At 53.9% G+C, this 19,957-nt stretch carries 19 protein-coding genes; 13 read left to right on the top strand and 6 right to left on the bottom strand.

Features of this window, described 5'->3' with window-relative positions; genetic code table 11:
- Window positions 1–155: 155 nt before the first annotated feature.
- Complete coding sequence (locus BBKW_RS06340) at window positions 156–1,238, top strand: hypothetical protein (protein WP_033500983.1); 1,083 nt, start codon at window positions 156–158, stop codon at window positions 1,236–1,238.
- Between the two features lie 92 nt (window positions 1,239–1,330).
- Here the strand turns inward: BBKW_RS06340 and BBKW_RS10800 are convergent, their stop codons facing one another.
- Together BBKW_RS10800 and BBKW_RS10545 are read right to left on the bottom strand one after the other, a co-directional pair.
- A complete protein-coding gene (locus BBKW_RS10800) occupies window positions 1,331–1,468 on the bottom strand; it encodes a hypothetical protein (RefSeq protein ID WP_007055276.1) in 138 nt (45 codons plus the stop codon).
- 146 nt (window positions 1,469–1,614) lie between these two features.
- Window positions 1,615–2,409, bottom strand: a complete 795-nt coding sequence (locus BBKW_RS10545) for a hypothetical protein (protein ID WP_128832392.1) — start codon at window positions 2,407–2,409, stop codon at window positions 1,615–1,617.
- A gap of 713 nt (window positions 2,410–3,122) precedes the next feature.
- Between BBKW_RS10545 and BBKW_RS06335 the strand changes: the two genes are divergently transcribed.
- Window positions 3,123–4,076 (top strand): Abi family protein, encoded by a 954-nt coding sequence (locus tag BBKW_RS06335; RefSeq protein ID WP_033500984.1) that lies wholly within the window; start codon window positions 3,123–3,125, stop codon window positions 4,074–4,076.
- Window positions 4,077–4,374: 298 nt separating this feature from the next.
- Here BBKW_RS06335 and BBKW_RS10215 read toward each other — a convergent pair whose 3' ends face one another.
- Window positions 4,375–4,806 carry a hypothetical protein gene (locus BBKW_RS10215; protein ID WP_081962258.1) on the bottom strand — a complete coding sequence of 144 codons (432 nt, stop codon included), beginning with the start codon at window positions 4,804–4,806 and terminating at the stop codon, window positions 4,375–4,377.
- A 25-nt stretch (window positions 4,807–4,831) separates the two neighbouring features.
- Complete coding sequence (locus BBKW_RS06320; protein WP_033500987.1) at window positions 4,832–5,185, bottom strand: hypothetical protein; 354 nt, start codon at window positions 5,183–5,185, stop codon at window positions 4,832–4,834.
- 324 nt (window positions 5,186–5,509) lie between these two features.
- Between BBKW_RS06320 and BBKW_RS06315 the strand changes: the two genes are divergently transcribed.
- The gene (locus BBKW_RS06315; protein WP_033500988.1) at window positions 5,510–6,910 is read left to right on the top strand and encodes an MATE family efflux transporter; all 1,401 of its coding nucleotides are present in this window, start codon (window positions 5,510–5,512) and stop codon (window positions 6,908–6,910) included.
- Window positions 6,911–6,931: 21 nt separating this feature from the next.
- Here the strand turns inward: BBKW_RS06315 and BBKW_RS06310 are convergent, their stop codons facing one another.
- Window positions 6,932–7,735, bottom strand: coding sequence for a Cof-type HAD-IIB family hydrolase (locus BBKW_RS06310; RefSeq protein WP_033500989.1), 804 nt, complete (start codon window positions 7,733–7,735; stop codon window positions 6,932–6,934).
- 310 nt (window positions 7,736–8,045) lie between these two features.
- Between BBKW_RS06310 and BBKW_RS06305 the strand changes: the two genes are divergently transcribed.
- The 8 genes from BBKW_RS06305 to pflA all read left to right on the top strand — a co-directional run bounded on the left by BBKW_RS06305 (window position 8,046) and on the right by pflA (window position 17,805).
- On the top strand, window positions 8,046–9,017 hold the full coding sequence (locus tag BBKW_RS06305) for a MetQ/NlpA family ABC transporter substrate-binding protein (protein ID WP_033501096.1): 972 nt from the start codon (window positions 8,046–8,048) through the stop codon (window positions 9,015–9,017).
- Between the two features lie 109 nt (window positions 9,018–9,126).
- Window positions 9,127–10,275, top strand: a complete 1,149-nt coding sequence (locus BBKW_RS06300) for a methionine ABC transporter ATP-binding protein (RefSeq protein WP_033500990.1) — start codon at window positions 9,127–9,129, stop codon at window positions 10,273–10,275.
- Window positions 10,272–10,964 (top strand): methionine ABC transporter permease, encoded by a 693-nt coding sequence (locus BBKW_RS06295; RefSeq protein ID WP_033500991.1) that lies wholly within the window; start codon window positions 10,272–10,274, stop codon window positions 10,962–10,964. Before BBKW_RS06300 ends, BBKW_RS06295 begins: the two co-directional genes overlap by 4 nt.
- Before the next feature lie 54 nt (window positions 10,965–11,018).
- Entirely contained in the window at window positions 11,019–12,167 is a 1,149-nt protein-coding gene (locus BBKW_RS06290; RefSeq protein WP_033500992.1) for a M20 metallopeptidase family protein, read from the top strand.
- 132 nt (window positions 12,168–12,299) lie between these two features.
- A complete protein-coding gene (locus tag BBKW_RS06285) occupies window positions 12,300–13,997 on the top strand; it encodes an NAD+ synthase (protein WP_033500993.1) in 1,698 nt (565 codons plus the stop codon).
- Window positions 13,998–14,043: 46 nt separating this feature from the next.
- Window positions 14,044–14,238 (top strand): hypothetical protein, encoded by a 195-nt coding sequence (locus BBKW_RS06280; RefSeq protein ID WP_033500994.1) that lies wholly within the window; start codon window positions 14,044–14,046, stop codon window positions 14,236–14,238.
- A gap of 189 nt (window positions 14,239–14,427) precedes the next feature.
- Window positions 14,428–16,803, top strand: coding sequence for a formate C-acetyltransferase (gene pflB, locus BBKW_RS06275; RefSeq protein ID WP_033500995.1), 2,376 nt, complete (start codon window positions 14,428–14,430; stop codon window positions 16,801–16,803).
- A gap of 120 nt (window positions 16,804–16,923) precedes the next feature.
- Window positions 16,924–17,805, top strand: a complete 882-nt coding sequence (pflA, locus tag BBKW_RS06270; protein WP_033500996.1) for a pyruvate formate-lyase-activating protein — start codon at window positions 16,924–16,926, stop codon at window positions 17,803–17,805.
- 60 nt (window positions 17,806–17,865) lie between these two features.
- On the opposite strand, the gene BBKW_RS10540 is transcribed toward pflA, so the two are convergent.
- Window positions 17,866–18,009 (bottom strand): hypothetical protein, encoded by a 144-nt coding sequence (locus BBKW_RS10540; RefSeq protein WP_157872368.1) that lies wholly within the window; start codon window positions 18,007–18,009, stop codon window positions 17,866–17,868.
- Here BBKW_RS10540 and BBKW_RS06265 point away from each other — a divergent pair.
- Both BBKW_RS06265 and BBKW_RS06260 read left to right on the top strand, forming a co-directional pair.
- Window positions 17,999–18,631 (top strand): DUF3000 family protein, encoded by a 633-nt coding sequence (locus tag BBKW_RS06265; protein WP_033500997.1) that lies wholly within the window; start codon window positions 17,999–18,001, stop codon window positions 18,629–18,631. The genes BBKW_RS10540 and BBKW_RS06265 overlap by 11 nt on opposite strands.
- Complete coding sequence (locus BBKW_RS06260) at window positions 18,624–19,919, top strand: HRDC domain-containing protein (RefSeq protein ID WP_003834511.1); 1,296 nt, start codon at window positions 18,624–18,626, stop codon at window positions 19,917–19,919. The genes BBKW_RS06265 and BBKW_RS06260 overlap by 8 nt, the downstream gene beginning before the upstream one ends.
- Window positions 19,920–19,957 lie beyond the last annotated feature (38 nt).

Below are 19,957 nucleotides of genomic sequence, written 5' to 3'. Positions count from 1 at the left end.
AGGAAATTGTTTGGGTTGACTGCGACTCGGCGGTTGATGCCTAGCTTCGCGGCCTCTTCATATAGCTCTTTGCTCTCAATCATGCCAAGTGCAACGTAGCTGATGTCATTATCGCCAGCCCCATAGTATTCGGGCGAATGAATATGATAAGTTGTATGAACAAATTACGTGATATAGGTAAATACAGGCTTATTACCAACGGGGATTTTGATCTCTGTGAGGCTGATGTGTTTCTATTAGACTCATTGGTTTTGATTGATATTAGGAATTTTTATTTTGATGGGCTGAATCCGAATTCGGCGTCGGGGCTCCATCAGCTTCTTGTAACTATGTCGCCCAATAAGCAAGTGCGTCCAGACGTTGTATTTGGTTTTGCTTTAGCAGAGACTTGTTTTCGGCAAGAGGGGTTCGACCGTTTACGTTGTCGGCGTATCTACCGTGCGGTACAAACAGTTGTGAATTGGAATCAGGAGAAGATTGATAAGGCTTTCGATAGCAGACATCCCCCTGTTAAGCGGGATAAACAGTGGGAGAAAGGAAAAGTCTCAATTCCTTCGCCATCAATGTTGGGGATGGACGATGGAGATCCTCGTTCGTTCATTATGCCTGCATATGGCGCTTTACTTCATTTGCTTAATCTGGTGCAAGGAGCCAATAGACATAATGGTGTCGAAAAGTTTCAGGAGCATTGCGAATGGGTCCGTGAGGAGCTTGGATGTGTTTCTGCATACGCAAGAGTGATAGCGGCTGCTCTTCTCCTAGGAGATGAAGCAAGCAAGGGGAAAGCACGCTCACTTCTTAAAGTCGATCATAAGAGGAAAAGTCTAGGACAAAAAGCATGGAATGCCGCATGGGATGCATGGTTTATTCAGGCTCTTGATGGATATCGACTTGGTATGTTAGTCCCTCCAGCTAGACTCGAGCATCAGAGCAATTATGTTGGAGCGAACGCAGTTTTAGTGACGGCAAAAGACCAAGTATGGCTGGATTCCATTACAGATTTCTCTGTTGCTTTCAGTCCCTCCGCCCAGAAGGAAATCAGTTACCCCCTAATTTGTTCAACAGTTACAATGCGTAATCAGGAAGCGGAAAAATGTCTCGAGGAGGAACTTCGGCGTGATAAGCTCAGTTTTCCTGAGCATATTCGTAATGGTGATTTGATAGGCAAAATGAGCAGGGCGATTAACAATCTAGAGAATGAGCTGAACTTGCCTGTTCGCTCTTTTGATGTCGATTAGTCTGTGTGTCCTTGGCCTTCGTATAGGTGACTGTTTTGGTTTTGACGGTATGTCCAGTTATGGCTGACCGTCGGGGTGGGAATCAGTCGAGATTATGCTTGGGTGCCTGTAGGTGCCTCGTGGAAGACGAGGGTAATCGGCAGGTTTCCCAAAAATTGAAAGCCTTGGAACAAAGCCAAAAACAGCTGACCACGATTATCATCGGAGGTGCGCATGATGATGGTAGTCATGGTCTTAAGTGTCTCATGGGCTTGAGACCGGGTGGGAATGCTGTGGCTCTTGCTTATCGTGCGTATGAGCCGCAAGCGCTATGCCAACACTTGCGGTTCACATTATAGATAAAACTAGTCCGGCTTTACCAGACAGATTTGGTTATCTAATTATTGTTATTACTCTTTATGGGAGGATAGTCGTAATATACGGAATCGTAATGCGGTGAAGAAGTATTGTACTTTAACAATGTATATGATTCTGCCTCACCAACTTTTGTAATACTCTTTGCTAGACTGGCTGGTGTATTGATGGATCCAGCGTCAACTTTACTGCTGCCACTAGCAATTGAATTCCAAATTTTTGAAGCGAAAGTAGAACAGTTGGTAAGATAACCCCATTTATCGTTATTCTTAATATTAGTATTCACTGTATCTAAATCAATTTGTCTTAGGGGTAATTGAATGGAAACATTCTGAAGATTAATACCGTTGGAATTAAGCTTCGAATCAAGATTGAGCCATAGACCCTTATGTTCTCTACTGACATCTACGGATTCATCCCAAGTGCTTGCTGTTATAGATTTACCATCAGCAACGTTAATCCCAGCAATGTTTACCGTAGAACCAGACAGGTTTGTGATCATAAGCCAAGAATGGCCGAGATTCGTGAAACTAGATGATGAGCCGGATCCTGTAGTGGAATAAATCCGCCATAAAGCTACAGCCTCTGCAGCACGCGTTTTGTAATTAGCGCCCCGAGAAGGAGATGAGATAATTCTCAGATCTTCGTTATCTGAGGTTTTCTCAAAATCTTCCAGAGAAGCATTAGACGGAAAACTAGATAGGGTAGGACTCCTATAGGGAGTTTCCATAGATTCTGCTGCCGACGCATTTACTGTTACAGTTCCAGCCAATATTACAGATACTAGAGCAGTGACAATTTGTTTGAGTTTCTTCATTTATTTCTCCTTTTTATCAGGAATAAAATAGTTTCGACAGCACCAGCAGCGATAAGGAAGGGGACTGCTCGTAAAAAATAAAGGTATGAAGGAAAGCTAGACACGTCTTCCGGATGCAGGTAGTCAAAAATAAAGCCGCTTACTGTGCGTAAGAGTCCGGTATCCACTAGGATACCTGCAAGAATGTGGCAAATTCGGCGCATATTGACTCGATTCTCGAACTGCGGAGGAATGAGTCCTATTGTAGTAGGGCTTGCCGGAGAGGCCAGGCCCAGTTCAAGGAGCGGAAGGCTTGCGTCGCTCCTGCGGCATCGACGAGAAAGTGTTCCAGCCTCCTGGTGAAGAGCCACGAGCACCCTGCTTGGGGACCCGACATCATCGATGTACGACATACGGCATCTACGACTTCGCCCGGTTCGTGCAGACGATTGAAAGAGCGAGGGGCATACAGGCCTCGTGGAGGCGCGCGTCTTCTCCTTTGTGGGCGTTTGGGTTTTTCTGGTGGTGGTCTTGATGGACCGGCGTGTGCCTCTGGAATGATGATATGGAGGTTTCATTATATCGTCCGCCGTCTGGCTGGGTTGCATTCGCGGGGGATTGGCGCTATTCTGTAACAGCGAAATAAGCTGGACTTCGTTCGGTTCGCTGAGGCCATTCCGTGGACGCGGGGTGGCCTCAGTGCTTTCATCGCTGGATTGGGGGAGGTCGGATCCATGTCGTTGCGCAAGCCCTACAGGAGTGTGAACGAACAGCTGCGCATTCTGCGCTCCCGTGGCGTGGCCGTCGATGCCGGTGCGGGTCATGTGCTCAGGCGCGAGGGCTATTATCCGATCGTCAATGGCTATAAGGATTTGTTCCTCGACCGAAAGGCATGCCTGACCGCTGGTGATGACCGGTACGGAACGGGCGCGCGTTTCGATGATCTGTACGCCCTGTTCCTGTTCGACCGTGAGTTGCGTGAACTGTTGTTTTCCTCCATCACACGGGCGGAGGCCGCGCTCAAGGCAGTGTGCGCGCATGAGTTCACCGGGCTGCACCCCGACGAGGTCAACCCGTATCTCAATCCCGACTATTATGATTCCAGGTGCCGTCCGAGCGCTATGGCATTGATCGACAAGGTCTTCAAGCGGATACTTGAGTTGGACGGCAACCCGCGCAACAGGGGCGACTATGGCGGCAAGGCGTATATCCGCCATTGCATGGAAGACCACAACGGCCAGGTCCCGTTGTGGGTGCTGGCCAACGATCTTTCCTTCGGTCAGACGGTATGGTTCTTCCAAGTCCAGTCCCCGGCCGTCCGATTGGCGGTCGCCGAAAGTTTCACCGGTTTGTATGCGGACACGCACGACAGGCCACGGCGCATCACCATCAAGCGGCTGGACAGCATCTTCAACAGACTGGTGTTCTACCGCAACCTGTGCGCGCATGACGAGCGCTGCTATTGTGCCCGGTACGATGGGCGCGCTAACGAGAACGTGTATCAGGCCATCGGTGATCTTGGTTATTTGCTTGACAAGGACGATTACTTGGAATTGTTCGGTCGCTTCTCCGCATTGGTCGCACGGGTGACCTCCACCATGCCATCGCGGAGCCAAGCGATCCTGTCTGCCATGGGTGTGCGCGAACGGGAACTGGCCGACAGGGCGGAAATCATACTGCGCAGCTGACCGTTCCTGCTATTGGGACGGTGGCGTCGCAGGCGGCTTTGGACCATGAGCCAGCTGATCTGGGCTGTCTGCAATGGGCCTGTGGGATTCGGGATGGATTTGGATGCCATTGGCGGCTGGGACGGTTGCACGGGCTGCGTATCGTTCTGTCTATTGTCCGCCATGGAGACATGCTGCCGGGTGAATGCTTCTGGGCACCACCCATGCGGAACATCATGAAACCACAGGGGGTATTGCGCTTTTCCGTGCCGGTCGGCGAAGACGCTGAGCGCCGGCAGGGTGGTGGAACGTTCCCGGATTATTCTTGGGTGCCTGTAGGTGCCTCGTGGAAAACGAGCGTAACCGGCAGGTTTCCCAAAAATCGGAAACCTTGGAATAAAGCCAAAAACGACCATGGGGAGTTATCGTCAGAGGTGCGCATGATGATGGTAGTCATGGTCTTAAGTGTCTCATGGGTTTGAAACCGACCGGTGGTGCGATTGCGGGAATGGCGCAGAGAGCCATGGATTGGCCGCGGCCGATAGCTGGGAAGCCGAGCCGCAGCGTGAAGCGTCATACGAATTGGCTCGCGACGATTAACGCGCCGGCAACGACCATGAGCGTCGAGAAGACACGCAAAAGAGTCCTTTTGCGTGTCTTCTCGCAGTTTTTTGGACCGAATCACGACGAACATCAAGGCCAGTCTGATGGCCAGCGGCACCAAGGCCAGCAGAAGCAGCGGTTTTTCCACGGCATCTCCTCTCGAACGCTGTGATTCAGATGTTTCGATGCTCGGTTTTTCTGCGCTTGTTGACAAGAGCCATGGAGCAGCATGTCGATACGCACAGATTCACTATGCAGGTCGCTGCCGGCAGTAGCCGTATGAACGGCTGACTGTAGAAATCGATAACATCCGGATCCATGGATCCCAGGTACATTTCAAAAACCGGATACGATGCGAGAGCCAGCGCCGAACTCACGAGGAACGGTATCCAAATGACGGACAGTCGCAGGATGGATACTGTTCGGCCTTCCCGATGAACTTTTTTCGAGAACATAAAAAGAGCCCAAGAGGCCACTGCGATTAACGCGCCCGCGCAATACAACAGACCAGGGAACTCATCGCTCATGATTCCGTCCTCACTTCAGTTGCAGGTAATTTAGCTTATCGATGTTCTGGATGGTTCGGGGTTATATGTTGTTTTGAGATTACCATACCTGACATGGCAGTCGAATTGGGTGAAATCAATCTGTACTTCAACATAATCGAATCCGTCATCTCCATAGAGACAGATTCGACTATTTCTTTCATGCAGACAATAAGCGAAAACCTTCGACGACATTCTCAATAGCGCAAAACAGGCATAGTCAAAATCTGAGCAATCAACGGCGATGGTGAAACACGTGACCTTACACTGCACATGTAGTTCTCAACACGCCAGACGCTTACGATTATGACCACATCAACTTCGCAGAATACTCACGAAACAGATACCGCAAACAACGCATCATGCACCACCATCAGCACCATTCTCACACTGGCCATACCAACGTTCGGGCAACTTATCGCCGAACCAGCATTCGTGCTCATCGACACCGCCATTGTCGGACATATTGGCGGGCAGGCGCTCGCCGGTCTGTCGGTCGGGTCAACCATTGTGCTCACTGTTGTGGGGCTATGTGTGTTTCTTGCGTATAGCACCACAACGCAGGTGGGACGTCTTTTGGGCGCCGGCAAACGGAGTGAAGGTTTGGAAGCAGGCATTGATGGCCTGTGGTTGGCTGGAATCATTGGCGTGGTGGTGTCTGTGGCGCTGTTCGTTATTGCACGCCCGTTGTGCACGGCCATGGGAGCCCAGGGGAGTGTACTGCATAACGCGGTTGACTATGTTCGCGCAGTGGTGTTCGGCATTCCCGGCATGTTGCTGGTGTATGCGGCCAACGGTATTTTCCGCGGACTGCAGAAGGTTCGTATCACGTTGATAGCTGCTATGGTGGGTGCGATACTCAATACGTTGCTGGACCTGCTGTTTATTCTCGGATTCGGTTGGGGTGTGTTTGGTTCTGGAGTGGCCACGCTGATTTCGCAATGGCTTATGGCAGTGGTGCTTATTGTTCCTGCGGTGTTGTGGACTCGTGCGGAAGGTGCCCGTTTGCGGCCTCGTTTGTCAGGAGTGTTGAACAGTGCTGGCGATGGTGCGGTGTTGTTTTTGCGTACGCTTGCGTTGCGTGCATGCCTGGTGGCGAATGTGGTGCTGGCCACGCATATGGGTGTGGAAGTGTTGGCTGCATATCAGGTGGTGAATTCCAGTTGGAATTTTGTGTTGAACATGCTTGATGCCATTGGTATTGCCGGTCAGACGTTGGTTGCCGCGCAGATTGGTGCCCGCAAAGAGGACGAGGCCATGCGTTTGACGAGAATCGCTGGCAAGGCAGGATTATGCGGAGGAACGGTAATCGGCATTGGTTTGATGATTGCCGGATGGTGTGCGTCCCCGCTGTTTTCGCAGTCTACTGAGATTCAGCATTTGCTCACCGTTGGCATGATGGTTGTTGGCATGACATTGCCGTTGGCTGGTTGGATGTGGGCTGTTGATGGCATTCTGATTGGGGCAGGGGATTACCGGTATCTTGCATTGACGTGTGCGGCGACGGCTGCAATATATGTGCCCTGTCTTGCTGCGATTGGTCGGATATGCGATGCGATACAGGCTTCTTCCGCGCTGCGTATGGCATTGCTGTGGCTTGCCGTGAATCTGTTATTTGTAGGATTGCGTGCCATTTTCAATGGTTTCCGTATCGGAACTTCCACATGGTTGCATATCCGTATGCATCTACTTTCTGCAGTGAAATGAAATACGGCCAACAGTAGAGAGTCAGATGATATCGAAATGCTTAAGTGCATTCCAAATACCATCGTGATCGACATCGTCGGTAATGTAATCGGCGACTGCTCTCGGTTCCTCGGTCGCATTGCCCATGGCTACACCGATGCCAGTGAAACGCAGCATATCCACGTCATTGCCGCCATCGCCGAACGAAATCGTCTGCTTCTTCGACCATCCATAATGATCGAGGAAACGCTGAATGCCGCGATTTTTGCCGCCGTCAGCGGGAATCAAATCAACGAAATCCGGATGCCAGCGCACACCGCGCGTATTCGGCAACAGCGACAGCAATTCAGTCTCCTGATCACGACTGATATATGGGCTCATCTGGAATGTTTCATGTTCCGCCGTGCGCACACGTGGATCGTCGAAGAACACGTCCGGTGCGGTTTTACCCAAGCTTGCCCACGTGCGGCGCATCTGATCGTTGCTGTGGTTGAAATACACGTAATCCTCTTCGCCGATGCAGGCGACGATGTCCTCATGCTCATCCAGCCAACGCACGATCGTGGTCACATCGGTTGAGTCAAGCGTCTGCTTTTCCAAAAATCCGCTGCCGTCAATGCAGTACTGGCCATTGAACCCGACAATGCCATCGAAATCGACGGGAATGGTGTCCAACACGACATTCATCTGCGCGGGAGGGCGACCGGTGCAGATGAAAATCTTGACGCCATTGGATTGCAGCGCGTGCAGCGCGTCAATGGTGGATTGCGGCACGACATGCGTGGTGAAGCTCGTCAACGTTCCGTCGATATCGAAAAACGCCGCTTTGATGTCGATTGCGGTCATGGAAAACACCTTCCGAATATGTGATTTCGTAATTGCTCGCTTGCTTCAGTGTAGGGAGCGGACATGATTGCCGACACACCAGTGCCTGTCACTATCGCGCATGATTTCATGCATTTCGGAGGATTGATGAAAATGCTGGAATCATTACGATTGAACACCCGCTATAACGAACTCCGATAAGGTGATTCTTAGGTTTCGGCGTCTCGTAACGGAAGTGTCGCGTATGGTTGGACACGACGCGATGGCATGCAGCTCATCGAAGACACGTTGGAAACCATGCAAAGCAATGAGGAAGAAGAGAGGATTCATCATGGCAGAAGCAAATCAGCAGCCGGCAGGATTGCCGGAAGAACCGGTCCGCGTCAATCACACGGTACGTAACATCATCATCGCCGTCGTGGTGGTCGCATTGGTCGCGGTCGGAGCGTTCTTTGGAGTTCGTGCGTTTAACGGATCCGACAAGACCGCGGAGAAGGGAACCGAAGCCAACCCGGTGAAGATCGGCGTGGTGGGCGCCACCGATCCGCAGTGGGTGGAATTCAAGAAGCAGGCCGAAAAGCAGAACCTGTACGTTGATATCGTTGATTTCCAGGATTACACTTCCGAGAATCCGGCCGTCGACTCCGGTGAGCTTGACCTCAACGAGTTCCAGCACCTGCTGTACTTGGCCAACTACAATGTGCAGAACAACAAGGATCTGCAGCCGATCGGCGGCGTGGCAATCTACCCGCTCGGTGTGTATTCCACCAAGTACAAGAGCATCGACGAGATTCCTGAAGGCAGCACCATTCCGATTCCGAACGACGAGACCAATCAGGCCCGCGCCATCGGCGTGCTCAAGGCTGCAGGTCTGGTAACGATGAAGGGCAATTGGACGCCGTTCTCCACTCCGCAGGACATCGACGAATCCAAATCTAAGGTCAAGGTCACCCCGCTGAAGGCGGAGCAGGTCGCCAACTCCCTGAAGGACCCGCAGGTCGCGGCAGGCGTCATCAACAACGATTATGTCACCGACGCCGGTTTGAAGGCCACTGACGCCATCTACCAGGATGATGCCGAATCCGAAGAAGCCCGCCCGTACATCAACATCTTCGCCACCCGCAAGGCCGACGTGAACAACGAAGTCTACAAGAAGGTCGTTGAGGTCTTCCAAACTACGAGCGTGCTTGACAAACTGCAGGAGAATTCCGGCGGCACCGCGGTTCTGGCTGACAAGTTCAGCGCATCCGAACTTCAGGGTTACCTGAAGACGATCGAACAGGAAGCCAAGGACGCCGAGTAAGTCCTTTTCGGAAAGCTCCCTCCAAGGAGGGGGCTTTCCTATATGTGCAACCAACGTCAGGCGTGGTTGTATGGTCAAGGGTTGAAAAACCATCAATGAAAGCGGCAGTATGACAGAACACACACCGATCATCACATTCGACCATGTGGTCAAGGAGTTCCGGCAGCGCGGCAGCAGCACTGACGGCGGCAAATGCGGCACGACCGTTGCTCGCGCCGTTGACGATGTGAGCCTCACCATCAACGAAGGTGACATTTTCGGCATCATCGGCTATTCCGGAGCCGGCAAATCCACATTGGTGCGCCTGATCAATGCTTTGGAAAAGCCGACATCGGGCACGGTCACGGTACTTGGCACCGAAGTGTCGTCACTCAGCGAATCCAAGCTTCGCCCAATCCGACAGAAAATCGGCATGATCTTCCAGCAGTTCAACCTATTCTCCACCAAAACAGTGGCGCAGAACATCGCCTATCCGTTGCAGCTCGACCATTGGCGCAAGGATTATCAAGACAAGCGCGTAGCACAATTGCTTGACTTCGTAGGCTTAAGTGACCATGCGAACAAATATCCGTCGCAGCTTTCCGGCGGCCAGAAGCAGCGTGTCGGCATCGCCAGGGCGTTGGCCACGAATCCTAAGATCCTGCTTGCCGACGAGGCGACCAGCGCTCTGGATCCGGAAACCACCACGGAAGTATTGTCGCTGCTTAAACGAGTCAATGAGGAAATGGGCATCACCATCGTGCTCATCACCCATCAGATGAACGTCGTGCAGCAGATCGCCAACCGTGTGGCGGTCATGAGCTCCGGCAAGGTAGTGGAATCCGGCAGCGTCTACGACGTGTTCGCGGCCCCGCGACAGCCGGTGACCAAACGATTCATCTCCACCGCCATCAGCGGCATTCCGGAAGAGTCGCGCATCAACACCATGCATGAGGAAAATCCCGGGCACATCGTCACCGTGCTTATTCGACAGCATGACGTCGAAGAGCGTGAAGATGGTACCGTCATCGCGGCATCCGGGCAGAACATTTCACAACTCATCGCCAAACACGGCGTACGAAGCAGCCTACTGTACGGCGGCATCGACACCGTCAACGGCGTGGCCATCGGAGCGATCACCTACGAATTCGGCGGAGACAACGTCGAATCGTTCTTGAATGAACTGGCACAAAATAGCGATATCGTCGATTTCGGCACCGCAGCACAGCCGACACCATACGAACAGGCCCTCATCAAGGCCGGACAGGAGCAGGCATGACACAGATCGAAGGCGTAACCCTCGCAAGCCGCAGCGACTGGACGGTACTACGACCGCTTCTGTTCGAATCCATCGGGCAAACCTTGGAAATGGTGCTTATCACCATGATCGTGGGCGGTATTCTCGGACTGATCCTCGGCGTGGTGCTCTACGGAACACGTCCCGGCAACCTATTCGAAAACGCGGTCGTCTACCGCATCCTCGACGTGATCGTGAACATCATCCGACCGATACCGTTCATCATCTTCCTCGCAGCCATGCAACCGTTGACCATCAAAGTCATCGGCACCTCCATCGGCACGGCCGCCGCGATCTTCCCGATGATCATCATGTGCACCATGGCCACATCCAGGCTTGTTGAACAGAATTTGGTTCCCGTTGACTCCGGTGTGATTGAAGCGGCGCGAGCCATGGGAGCCTCGAAATTCACCATCGTGCGTACCGTGCTTATTCCGGAGGCTCTCGCGCCGCTGATTCTCGCCTACGCATTCCTGTTCATCGGCGTACTTGACATGTCGGCTATGGCCGGATACATCGGTGGCGGCGGTCTCGGTAATTTCGCCATCGCCTACGGATACCAGAAATTCGACCAGACTGTGACTTGGACGGCGGTAATCATTATGATTGTGCTTGTTCAGGTGGTGCAGGGCGTCGCCAATGCCATCGCGAAGCACCTGCTGAAACGCTGACAGCAACGGTGAAAGCCGCTTAAGGGAGAAAAGAAACCAAGGGATTCGCACAAGATGATTGAACATGTCGAAATCACGCCGGAACTCATCGAAATCCGCCATTACCTGCACGCCCATCCGGAGCGTAGCTTCAAGGAATTCAAAACAAGCGCCTACATTGAGCAACTGCTCAGGGCGCACGACATCGAAATCCTGAACAATCCGCTCGAATCGGGTGTAGTCGGGCTGATCCGCGGAGAACAACCCGGACCGCGCATCGCATTGCGCGCCGACATCGACGGTCTTCCCATTCAGGAGGACACAGGATTGCCATTCTCCTCGGTCAACGATGGAGTGATGCACGGCTGCGGCCACGACCTGCACATGTCATATCTGTTGGGAGCGGCATTCTGGCTTGCCAAGCGTCGCAAGCAGATCAAGGGCTCCATCAAACTGCTGTTCCAGCCGTCCGAAGAAACAGGCACCGGCGCACGCGCCATGATCGACGCAGGACTGCTGGCCGATGTTTCCGCCATCATCGGTGCGCACAACAATCCAAACTATGCGCCCGGGCAGATTGCCATCGGCCCCGACCCCATGATGGCCGGATGTGTGAAATTCCATGTCACGCTCCACGCTACGGGCACGCATGCAGGCTACCCGCACAAGGGCACCGGACCCATCGAGGCGCTTGCCACCATGATCCTTGCCTTGCAAACCATCGTGAGCCGCAATGTGTCTCCATTCCATCCTCTCGTGCTGTCCATCACCGAACTACACGGCGGCCACGTGTGGAACGTGATTCCAGACAAGGCGAGCTTCCAAGGTACCGTCCGTTACTTCCACAAATCCGACGGCATCATGGTAGGCGAACGCTTCAAGGAACAAGTCAACGCCATCGCAGCCGGTTATGGCATCACCGCCGACATCGACTGGGATGATTTTCAGGATCCGCTGGTCTCCGACGAGGGACTGTCGAAGATCGTGGCCGATGACGTGCGAGAGTATGCGCAGCTTGAGCCGATTCATCCGTCGATGGCGGGGGAGGACTTCTGCGAATACGCCAAAGTCACATTGCCCGTGTTCGCCTTTATCGGATCCAATGGTGAGGAAGGATGTCCTGATTGGCATAGTCCGAATTTTGTGGGATTGGATGAATCCTTGCAGGCAGGTGTGGAATTCTATGCCAACGCGGCGCTTACTGTGTTGAACGAACTTGCGTAAGCCGGCTGGATTTCGTGCAATCCTCCTGCAAACCGATATGAATGCAGCGCTCATCGGCACGCATGTGGTTTTTCTCGCCACATGCGTGCCGTTTGCATGTTTGATACGCAAATCGCAATACACTAGACAACTATGACAAACATTCGCTTCGCCCTCGCCCAAATCGATACTTGTGTGGGAGATCTTGACTCCAACGCAGACAAGGTCATGCGTTATGCGCACCTTGCAGCCAACAACAATGCGCAAGTCGTGGTTTTTCCTGAAATGACGCTTACTGGCTATCCGATTGAAGATCTCGCGTTGCGGGCCACCTTCCGCAAAGCCGCATGGAATAAAGCCAACTGGCTTGCTACTGAACTGGCTGCCGATGGGCTTGGCAACCTGTTTGTGGTGGTTGGCACGGTCGGCACTGATCGTGAAACGTCTAAGCCGCGTAATCGACTTGTTGTATTGCATGATGGCGTGGTTTGGGCCGGCTATGACAAGCACTTCCTGCCCAACTACGGTGTGTTTGACGAATTCCGCATTTTCAGTCCTGGCGATAAGTCCATGGTGCTTGATGTGGATGGCGCACGTATTGGTGTGGCTATTTGCGAGGATATCTGGCAGGATGGCGGTCCTGTGGCAGAACTTGCCGAGCAACATATTGATCTGCTGCTTACCATGAACGGTTCTCCGTATGAGGAGGGTAAGACTGATACTCGACTCGATCTTGCGGTACGCCGTGCGGCTGAAGTGAACGCGCCGATGATCTACCTCAATCAGGTGGGTGGTCAGGACGATCTGGTGTTCGATGGTGGCAGTTTCGTGGTTGACGCTGACGGTACACTGCTGGAACGTTCTCCGATGTTCATGGAGGATTTGAGCTTCTTTGATTTGGATACTGCCGCCGAACATCAGCAGGTCGGTGTTATCGCGGCCAAGCCTGATCCGGATGAGGAAGTGTATACCGCTTGTGTGCTCGGCTTGAAAGATTACATGGCAAAGAACCATTTCAAGGGTGTGTGCTTGGGCTTGTCTGGAGGTATCGACTCCGCATTGGTGGCTGCCATGGCTGCTGATGCCGTGGGTGGGTCCAATGTGTATGGCATTTCTATGCCGAGCATGTATTCGTCTGACGGCTCGAAGGATGATGCTGCCGATTTGGCGAAGAATATTGGCGCACACTATGATGTTCAGCCTATTGAGCCGCTGTTCGTCTCCTTCCAAAAGCAGCTTGATCTTGAAGGTGTGGCTGCTGAGAATTTGCAGGCGCGTATTCGTGGCGTGATCGTTATGGCGTATTCGAATTCCAAGGGACTTCTGGCCGTCGCCACGGGCAACAAGTCGGAGCTTGCCTGCGGTTATTCCACCATTTATGGTGATGCAGTCGGCGGATATGCTCCGATTAAGGATCTGCTGAAGACTCGCGTGTGGGAGATTTCCCGCTGGCGTAACAAGGCTGCCGCCGAGGGCATGGGCATCGGCGGGCTACATGTTGTGGGCAACGAACAGGGCTCTAAAGGAACGCCATTGCCGGATGGCGTGATGATTCCCGTCAATTCGATCGAGAAAGCCCCGTCCGCCGAGCTTCGCCCAGGGCAAAAGGATTCCGATTCTCTGCCGGAGTACGAGCTGCTCGACCAAGTGCTGGCCATGTACATTGAACATGCGCATGGTCGTGAGGATCTTCTCGCCGACGGCTTCGATGAAACCACCGTCGACACGGTTATGCGACTGGTCGATCGTGCCGAATGGAAGCGTCGTCAATACCCGCTTGGGCCAAAGGTGACGGCATTGGCGTTCGGACGTGACCGCCGCTTGCCGATCACCAACGCATTCCGCGAATAAAACATCGACGAACTATTGTTTCGTTACATGCTTCGTAAGGAGTGATATGGAAAAGCAATGGTATTTCAATACGGTCTCCGAACAGCCTGAACTGGGTATGATCTCACCGGCGAGCCATCGTATGGGACCCTACAAAACCAGGGAAGACGCGCTCGATGCATGGAAGATTGTGCAGGAACGCAACATCAAATGGGAAGAACAGGATCGCGAATGGAAACGCTGGTCTTCCGATGAGAAGTAGTTGATTCGATATAAGAAATCGCGGTGCCTGGATTACGGCACCGCGATTTTTCTTATACTTCGCAATTGTGACATATGTCACTTATATTTCCTCTCAAACTCAGGTTCTTTACAGGTTCGTGCAGCTAGAATCGGTAACTAGCGACGACGTAACGATGCGTCGCCAAACCAACACCCAGAAGGAGTGGAAATGGCAGCAGTTGATGCGATGGCAGTCTCCCCGGAAGAGCTTCAGGCTAAGGCTTGGGAAGGCTTCGCTGAGGGCAACTGGCAGAAGGACATTGATGTCCGTGACTTTATTCAGAAGAACTATACGCCTTATGAGGGCGACGAGTCCTTCCTGGCTGACGCCACCGAGAAGACCAAGCACCTGTGGCAGTATCTTGATGACAACTATCTGGCAGTAGAGCGTAAGCAGCGCGTCTACGACGTCGACACCCACACCCCGGCTGGCATCGACGCATTCGGCGCTGGCTACATCGATTCTCCGGAAGTTGACAATGTGGTTGTCGGCCTGCAGACCGACGTTCCTTGCAAGCGTGCCATGATGCCGAACGGCGGTTGGCGTATGGTCGAGCAAGCCATCAAGGAAGCTGGCAAGGAGCCGGATCCGGAAATCAAGAAGATTTTCACCAAGTACCGCAAGACCCACAATGACGGCGTATTCGGCGTGTACACCAAGCAGATCAAGGTTGCCCGCCACAACAAGATCCTCACCGGTCTGCCGGATGCCTACGGCCGTGGCCGCATCATCGGCGATTACCGTCGTGTGGCACTGTACGGTGTGAACGCCCTGATCAAGTTCAAGCAGCGCGACAAGGACTCCGTGCCGTACCGCAACGACTTCACCGAACCGGAGATCGAGCACTGGATCCGCTTCCGCGAAGAGCATGACGAGCAGATCAAGGCCCTGAAGCAGCTGATCAACCTCGGCAACGAGTATGGTCTTGACCTGTCCCGCCCGGCACAGACCGCTCAGGAAGCAGTGCAGTGGACCTACATGGGCTACCTTGCTTCCGTCAAGAGCCAGGATGGCGCCGCAATGTCGTTCGGTCGCGTCTCCACCTTCTTCGACGTGTACTTCGAGCGTGACTTGAAGTCCGGTAAGATCACTGAGACCGACGCTCAGGAGATCATCGACAACCTGGTCATGAAGTTGCGTATCGTGCGCTTCCTGCGTACCCAGGATTACGACGCGATCTTCTCCGGCGATCCGTACTGGGCGACCTGGTCCGACGCAGGCTTCGGCGACGACGGCCGTACCTTGGTCACCAAGACTTCGTTCCGTCTGCTCAACACCCTGACGCTCGAGCACCTTGGACCTGGCCCGGAGCCGAACATCACCATCTTCTGGGATCCGAAGCTGCCGGAAGCCTACAAGCGCTTCTGCGCCAAGATCTCCATCGACACCTCGGCAATCCAGTACGAGTCCGACAAGGAAATCCGCTCACACTGGGGCGATGACGCTGCAATCGCATGCTGCGTTTCCCCAATGCGTGTGGGCAAGCAGATGCAGTTCTTCGCAGCTCGTGTGAACTCCGCCAAGGCTCTGTTGTACGCCATCAACGGCGGTCGCGACGAGATGACCGGCATGCAGGTCATCGACAAGGGCGTTATCGAGCCGATTCAGCCGGAAGCTGACGGCTCCTTGGATTACGAGAAGGTTAAGGCCAACTACGAGAAGGCTCTCGAATGGCTGTCCGAGACCTACGTCATGGCCCTGAACATCATCCACTACATGCACGATAAGTATGCATACGAGTCCATCGAGATGGCTCTGCACGACAAGGAGGTGTACCGTACCCTCGGTTGTGGTATGTCCGGTCTGTCCATCGCAGCTGATTCCCTGTCCGCATGCAAGTACGCTAAGGTTTACCCGATCTACAACAAGGACGCCAAGACCACCCCGGGTCACGAGGCGGAGTACGTTGAAGGTGCCGATGACGATCTGATCGTCGGCTACCGCACCGAAGGCGAGTTCCCGCTGTATGGCAACGACGATGATCGTGCCGACGAGATCGCCAAGTGGGTCGTCTCCACCGTTATGGGCCAAGTCAAGCGCCTGCCGGTGTACCGTGGAGCAGTCCCGACCCAGTCCATCCTGACCATCACCTCCAACGTGGAATACGGCAAGGCCACCGGTGCCTTCCCGTCCGGCCACAAGAAGGGCACCCCGTACGCTCCGGGCGCAAATCCGGAGAACGGCATGGACTCCCACGGTATGCTGCCGTCCATGTTCTCCGTCGGTAAGATCGACTACAACGACGCTCTTGACGGCATTTCGCTGACCAACACCATCACCCCTGACGGTCTGGGCCGCGATGAGGACGAGCGCATCGGCAACCTTGTGGGCATTCTGGACGCCGGCAATGGCCATGGTCTGTACCACGCCAACATCAACGTGCTGCGTAAGGAACAGCTCGAGGATGCCGTCGATCACCCGGAGAAGTACCCGCACCTGACCGTGCGCGTCTCCGGCTACGCGGTGAACTTCGTCAAGCTCACCAAGGAACAGCAGCTCGACGTGATTTCCCGTACGTTCCACCAGGGCGCCGTCGTCGACTGAGACTGAACGGCACCGCGTGAAACGGTAGACGACAATGGGGTGGAGTGTGAAAGCTCCGCCCCATTGTTTTCCCCGTGCAATATGGGAAACCCATTGGAGAGATACAACGAAAGGACACGGATGTCTGAGAACGTACATTTTCGCTCCACAACCAGGCACATGCTCAGAGAATCGCAAAGCTATGTCAACCAGACGCTTATGGGAGGATTATCGGGCTTTGAATCGCCGATCGGATTAGACCGTCGCGATCGCATCAACGCGCTGAAAAGCGGCGATATCGGTTTCGTGCATTCTTGGGACATTAACACGTCCGTCGACGGTCCGGGAACACGTATGACCGTTTTCATGAGCGGCTGCCCATTGCGTTGCCAGTACTGCCAGAATCCAGACACGTGGAAAATGCGTGATGGCAAACCCGTCTACTACGAAGCCATGGTCAAAAAGATCGAACGTTATGCTGACCTTTTCAAGGCGACGCATGGCGGCATCACCTTCTCAGGCGGCGAATCCATGATGCAACCAGCATTCGTCTCCCGCGTGTTCCATGCGGCCAAGGAGATGGGTGTGCACACATGCCTCGACACTTCCGGATTCCTTGGCGCAAGCTATACCGACGACATGGTGGACGATATCGACCTGTGTCTGCTTGATGTCAAGTCCGGCGACGAGGAAACCTACAAGAAGGTTACCGGAGGCATTTTGCAGCCGACAATCGATTTCGGACAACGACTGGCCAAAGCAGGCAAGAAGATCTGGGTGCGTTTCGTACTCGTACCAGGGCTCACCTCGTCCGAGGAAAACGTTGAGAACGTGGCGAAGATCTGCGAATCGTTCGGCGACGCCGTGGAACATATCGACGTGCTCGGATTCCACCAGCTGGGCCGCCCAAAATGGCATATGCTCGACATTCCCTACCCGCTGGAAGATCAGAAAGGGCCGTCCGCGGCAATGAAACAGCGTGCAGTGGAACAATTCCAATCGCACGGCTTTACCGTCTACTAAACGGGAAGCCTCGCATATTCCAGCCAACGATCCCAAGCAAATCAATCGTTTGAAAATGCCTCAGCGATCGAAAAAGGAATATTCGCGCAACTGTTGAACCAGCGTTCGCCACGCGGAAAAATCTTCACATTCGACGCGTGGCGAAATGCTGTGAAATACCATGGAAACGGTGTCGCTGCCGTAGTCTTGAACCATGGCGGACATCTATGCTTTTCCTCAAGGTGCACCCAACGAAGCGCGCACCACAGGTAGGGGATCGTGCGCCTGCGCAGCCCCTCCTGAATCAATGTTGACTCGACCCTCCGGCGTACCAGACAAAGTGTGGGATGCCGTGCTTTCCGTGGAATGCATGCCACGATTATCAGGTGTGTCATATCGTGAGATTCCAGTACCATGCGCCATGGCGAGTTTCGGCATCGGCGTTGAAATGGGCTGCGATGAGACGCGTTCCACCGGTTGGATCATGGTGTTGTATTCGCATAAATACCGAAACGACTGGCATTCGCATTGGCGTTGCGCCGCATTCGCCGCGTTGCCATTGCCTGGCAACGAAAGGGACTGCCTGACGCCATCCATGTATTGGGATGCGATGGTGGACCAGATCGGCGCATACGGTGTCGAACATGTTTCAGGAACCGTCACCGTTACGAGAAGCACGGTATTTGGCAGGCAATCCGACGCTCCAGAAACCGGATGTGAGATTCGTGTGTCTTGGACGCCATTAGACTATGCCGATGGAGGTCTTGACGCAGGCGCTCAGGTGGGTGCATGGGCGGAATTCCTCCGGTCCATGACGCAATCCGAGGAGGATTATTCCGTTGACTGACGAGCCAAGGTTGCAGGCCGAGCCGCGTGAGGGCGTGCCCGATGTGATCGACACCCTACCGGCATTTCGCGAGTACTGCAGCGCTTTGGCGTCCTCACACGGGTCTCTTGCTGCCGATGCGGAGCGAGCATCCGGTTTCCGATACGGTCATGACGATTGGTTGGTGCAGTTCAAAAGGGACGGTGCCGGCATAGGATTGCTTGACCCGCAGGCATTGACTGCCGAAGGTGTTGATTGGAACGATTTCAATGCTGCCGTAGGCGACGCGGTATGGATTCTGCATGATTCTCTGCAGGATCTGCCAGGATTCAATGACCTTGGATTGAAGCCGCAGCGGTTGTTCGACACCGAGATCGCCGCGAGACTGCTCGGCATGAAACGGTTCGGTTTGGCCGCCGTCACTGAGCATTACTTGGGATTGACACTTGCCAAAGAGCATTCCGCAGCCGATTGGTCATACCGTCCGTTGCCGCGTGACTGGCGCAATTATGCGGCGTTGGATGTTGAATTGCTGATTGAGCTGGAAACGATCATGCGCGCCGAGCTGCGCCGTCAAGGCAAAATCGAATGGGCCGAGGAGGAATTCGATTACGCGCTGCGCGAAGGAACCGCGCCACGTAAGGAGCATCCCGTTCCATGGCTGCGCATCTCGCATATCACCGAAATCATGAAGGATCGTCAGGCCTTGGCTGTGGCGAAAGCACTATGGACCAAGCGAGACGAGCTGGCGCGCCAATACGATATTTCGCCAACGCTGCTGCTTGCCGACAGAACCATCATCGAAGTGGCGGAGCGCAAGCCGCACAATGCCGCACAATTCAGGGCGGTGCGTTCCATCAACGAACGTGTGCGCATCCAAGCCGACGCCGAACAGGAGAAAATGTTCGAACGCTACGCGCCCATCCAACGCAAAATCAAGCCAAGCATGTGGAAGAAAATAATCCAGCAGGCGCTTGATCTACCGGAAAGCGAGTGGCCGGTCATAGACAACGGCAATCCTCAGAATCAAGAAGCGCAAGCCACATCCGCCCCACGTGCGACACGAGTCTGGAGGGAACGCTATCCGGAACGCCTCGCCACACTTGCCAAGGCACGCAAGGTGGTGGCGCAGATAGCGGAAGATACGCGCACACCCGCGGAAGTCATCATCAAACCGCAGTATTTGCGTAATCTCTGCTGGACGGATGAGCCGCAGGAACGTGATGTCGCGCAATTCCTCACCGAACAGGGCGCGAGGGCGTGGCAGGTCGCGCTGGTTGCAGAGTCCGTGAGTCGCGCTATTATGTAGAGGTTGCCTAACGGCAGAAATGTGAAGAACCGTATTTT

Source organism: Bifidobacterium catenulatum subsp. kashiwanohense JCM 15439 = DSM 21854, from assembly GCF_001042615.1.
In the GTDB taxonomy this organism is placed as follows: domain Bacteria; phylum Actinomycetota; class Actinomycetes; order Actinomycetales; family Bifidobacteriaceae; genus Bifidobacterium; species Bifidobacterium catenulatum.
Note: the sequence above shows the minus strand (reverse complement) of the source record. Positions and strands in the feature narration are given on the sequence as shown.

What these genes read in the sequence shown, in the direction of transcription:
- BBKW_RS06265 (WP_033500997.1), top strand. Translation starts at nt 17,999, where the DNA reads ATGGCGGACATCTATGCTTTTCCTCAAGGTGCACCCAACGAAGCGCGC.
- BBKW_RS06310 (WP_033500989.1), bottom strand. Translation starts at nt 7,735, where the DNA reads ATGACCGCAATCGACATCAAAGCGGCGTTTTTCGATATCGACGGAACG.
- BBKW_RS06315 (WP_033500988.1), top strand. Translation starts at nt 5,510, where the DNA reads ATGACCACATCAACTTCGCAGAATACTCACGAAACAGATACCGCAAAC.
- BBKW_RS06280 (WP_033500994.1), top strand. Translation starts at nt 14,044, where the DNA reads ATGGAAAAGCAATGGTATTTCAATACGGTCTCCGAACAGCCTGAACTG.
- pflA (WP_033500996.1), top strand. Translation starts at nt 16,924, where the DNA reads ATGTCTGAGAACGTACATTTTCGCTCCACAACCAGGCACATGCTCAGA.
- BBKW_RS06305 (WP_033501096.1), top strand. Translation starts at nt 8,046, where the DNA reads ATGGCAGAAGCAAATCAGCAGCCGGCAGGATTGCCGGAAGAACCGGTC.
- BBKW_RS06335 (WP_033500984.1), top strand. Translation starts at nt 3,123, where the DNA reads ATGTCGTTGCGCAAGCCCTACAGGAGTGTGAACGAACAGCTGCGCATT.
- BBKW_RS06285 (WP_033500993.1), top strand. Translation starts at nt 12,300, where the DNA reads ATGACAAACATTCGCTTCGCCCTCGCCCAAATCGATACTTGTGTGGGA.
- BBKW_RS06290 (WP_033500992.1), top strand. Translation starts at nt 11,019, where the DNA reads ATGATTGAACATGTCGAAATCACGCCGGAACTCATCGAAATCCGCCAT.
- BBKW_RS10800 (WP_007055276.1), bottom strand. Translation starts at nt 1,468, where the DNA reads ATGACTACCATCATCATGCGCACCTCCGATGATAATCGTGGTCAGCTG.
- BBKW_RS06295 (WP_033500991.1), top strand. Translation starts at nt 10,272, where the DNA reads ATGACACAGATCGAAGGCGTAACCCTCGCAAGCCGCAGCGACTGGACG.
- BBKW_RS10545 (WP_128832392.1), bottom strand. Translation starts at nt 2,409, where the DNA reads ATGAAGAAACTCAAACAAATTGTCACTGCTCTAGTATCTGTAATATTG.
- BBKW_RS06320 (WP_033500987.1), bottom strand. Translation starts at nt 5,185, where the DNA reads ATGAGCGATGAGTTCCCTGGTCTGTTGTATTGCGCGGGCGCGTTAATC.
- BBKW_RS06340 (WP_033500983.1), top strand. Translation starts at nt 156, where the DNA reads ATGAACAAATTACGTGATATAGGTAAATACAGGCTTATTACCAACGGG.
- BBKW_RS06300 (WP_033500990.1), top strand. Translation starts at nt 9,127, where the DNA reads ATGACAGAACACACACCGATCATCACATTCGACCATGTGGTCAAGGAG.
- BBKW_RS10540 (WP_157872368.1), bottom strand. Translation starts at nt 18,009, where the DNA reads ATGTCCGCCATGGTTCAAGACTACGGCAGCGACACCGTTTCCATGGTA.
- pflB (WP_033500995.1), top strand. Translation starts at nt 14,428, where the DNA reads ATGGCAGCAGTTGATGCGATGGCAGTCTCCCCGGAAGAGCTTCAGGCT.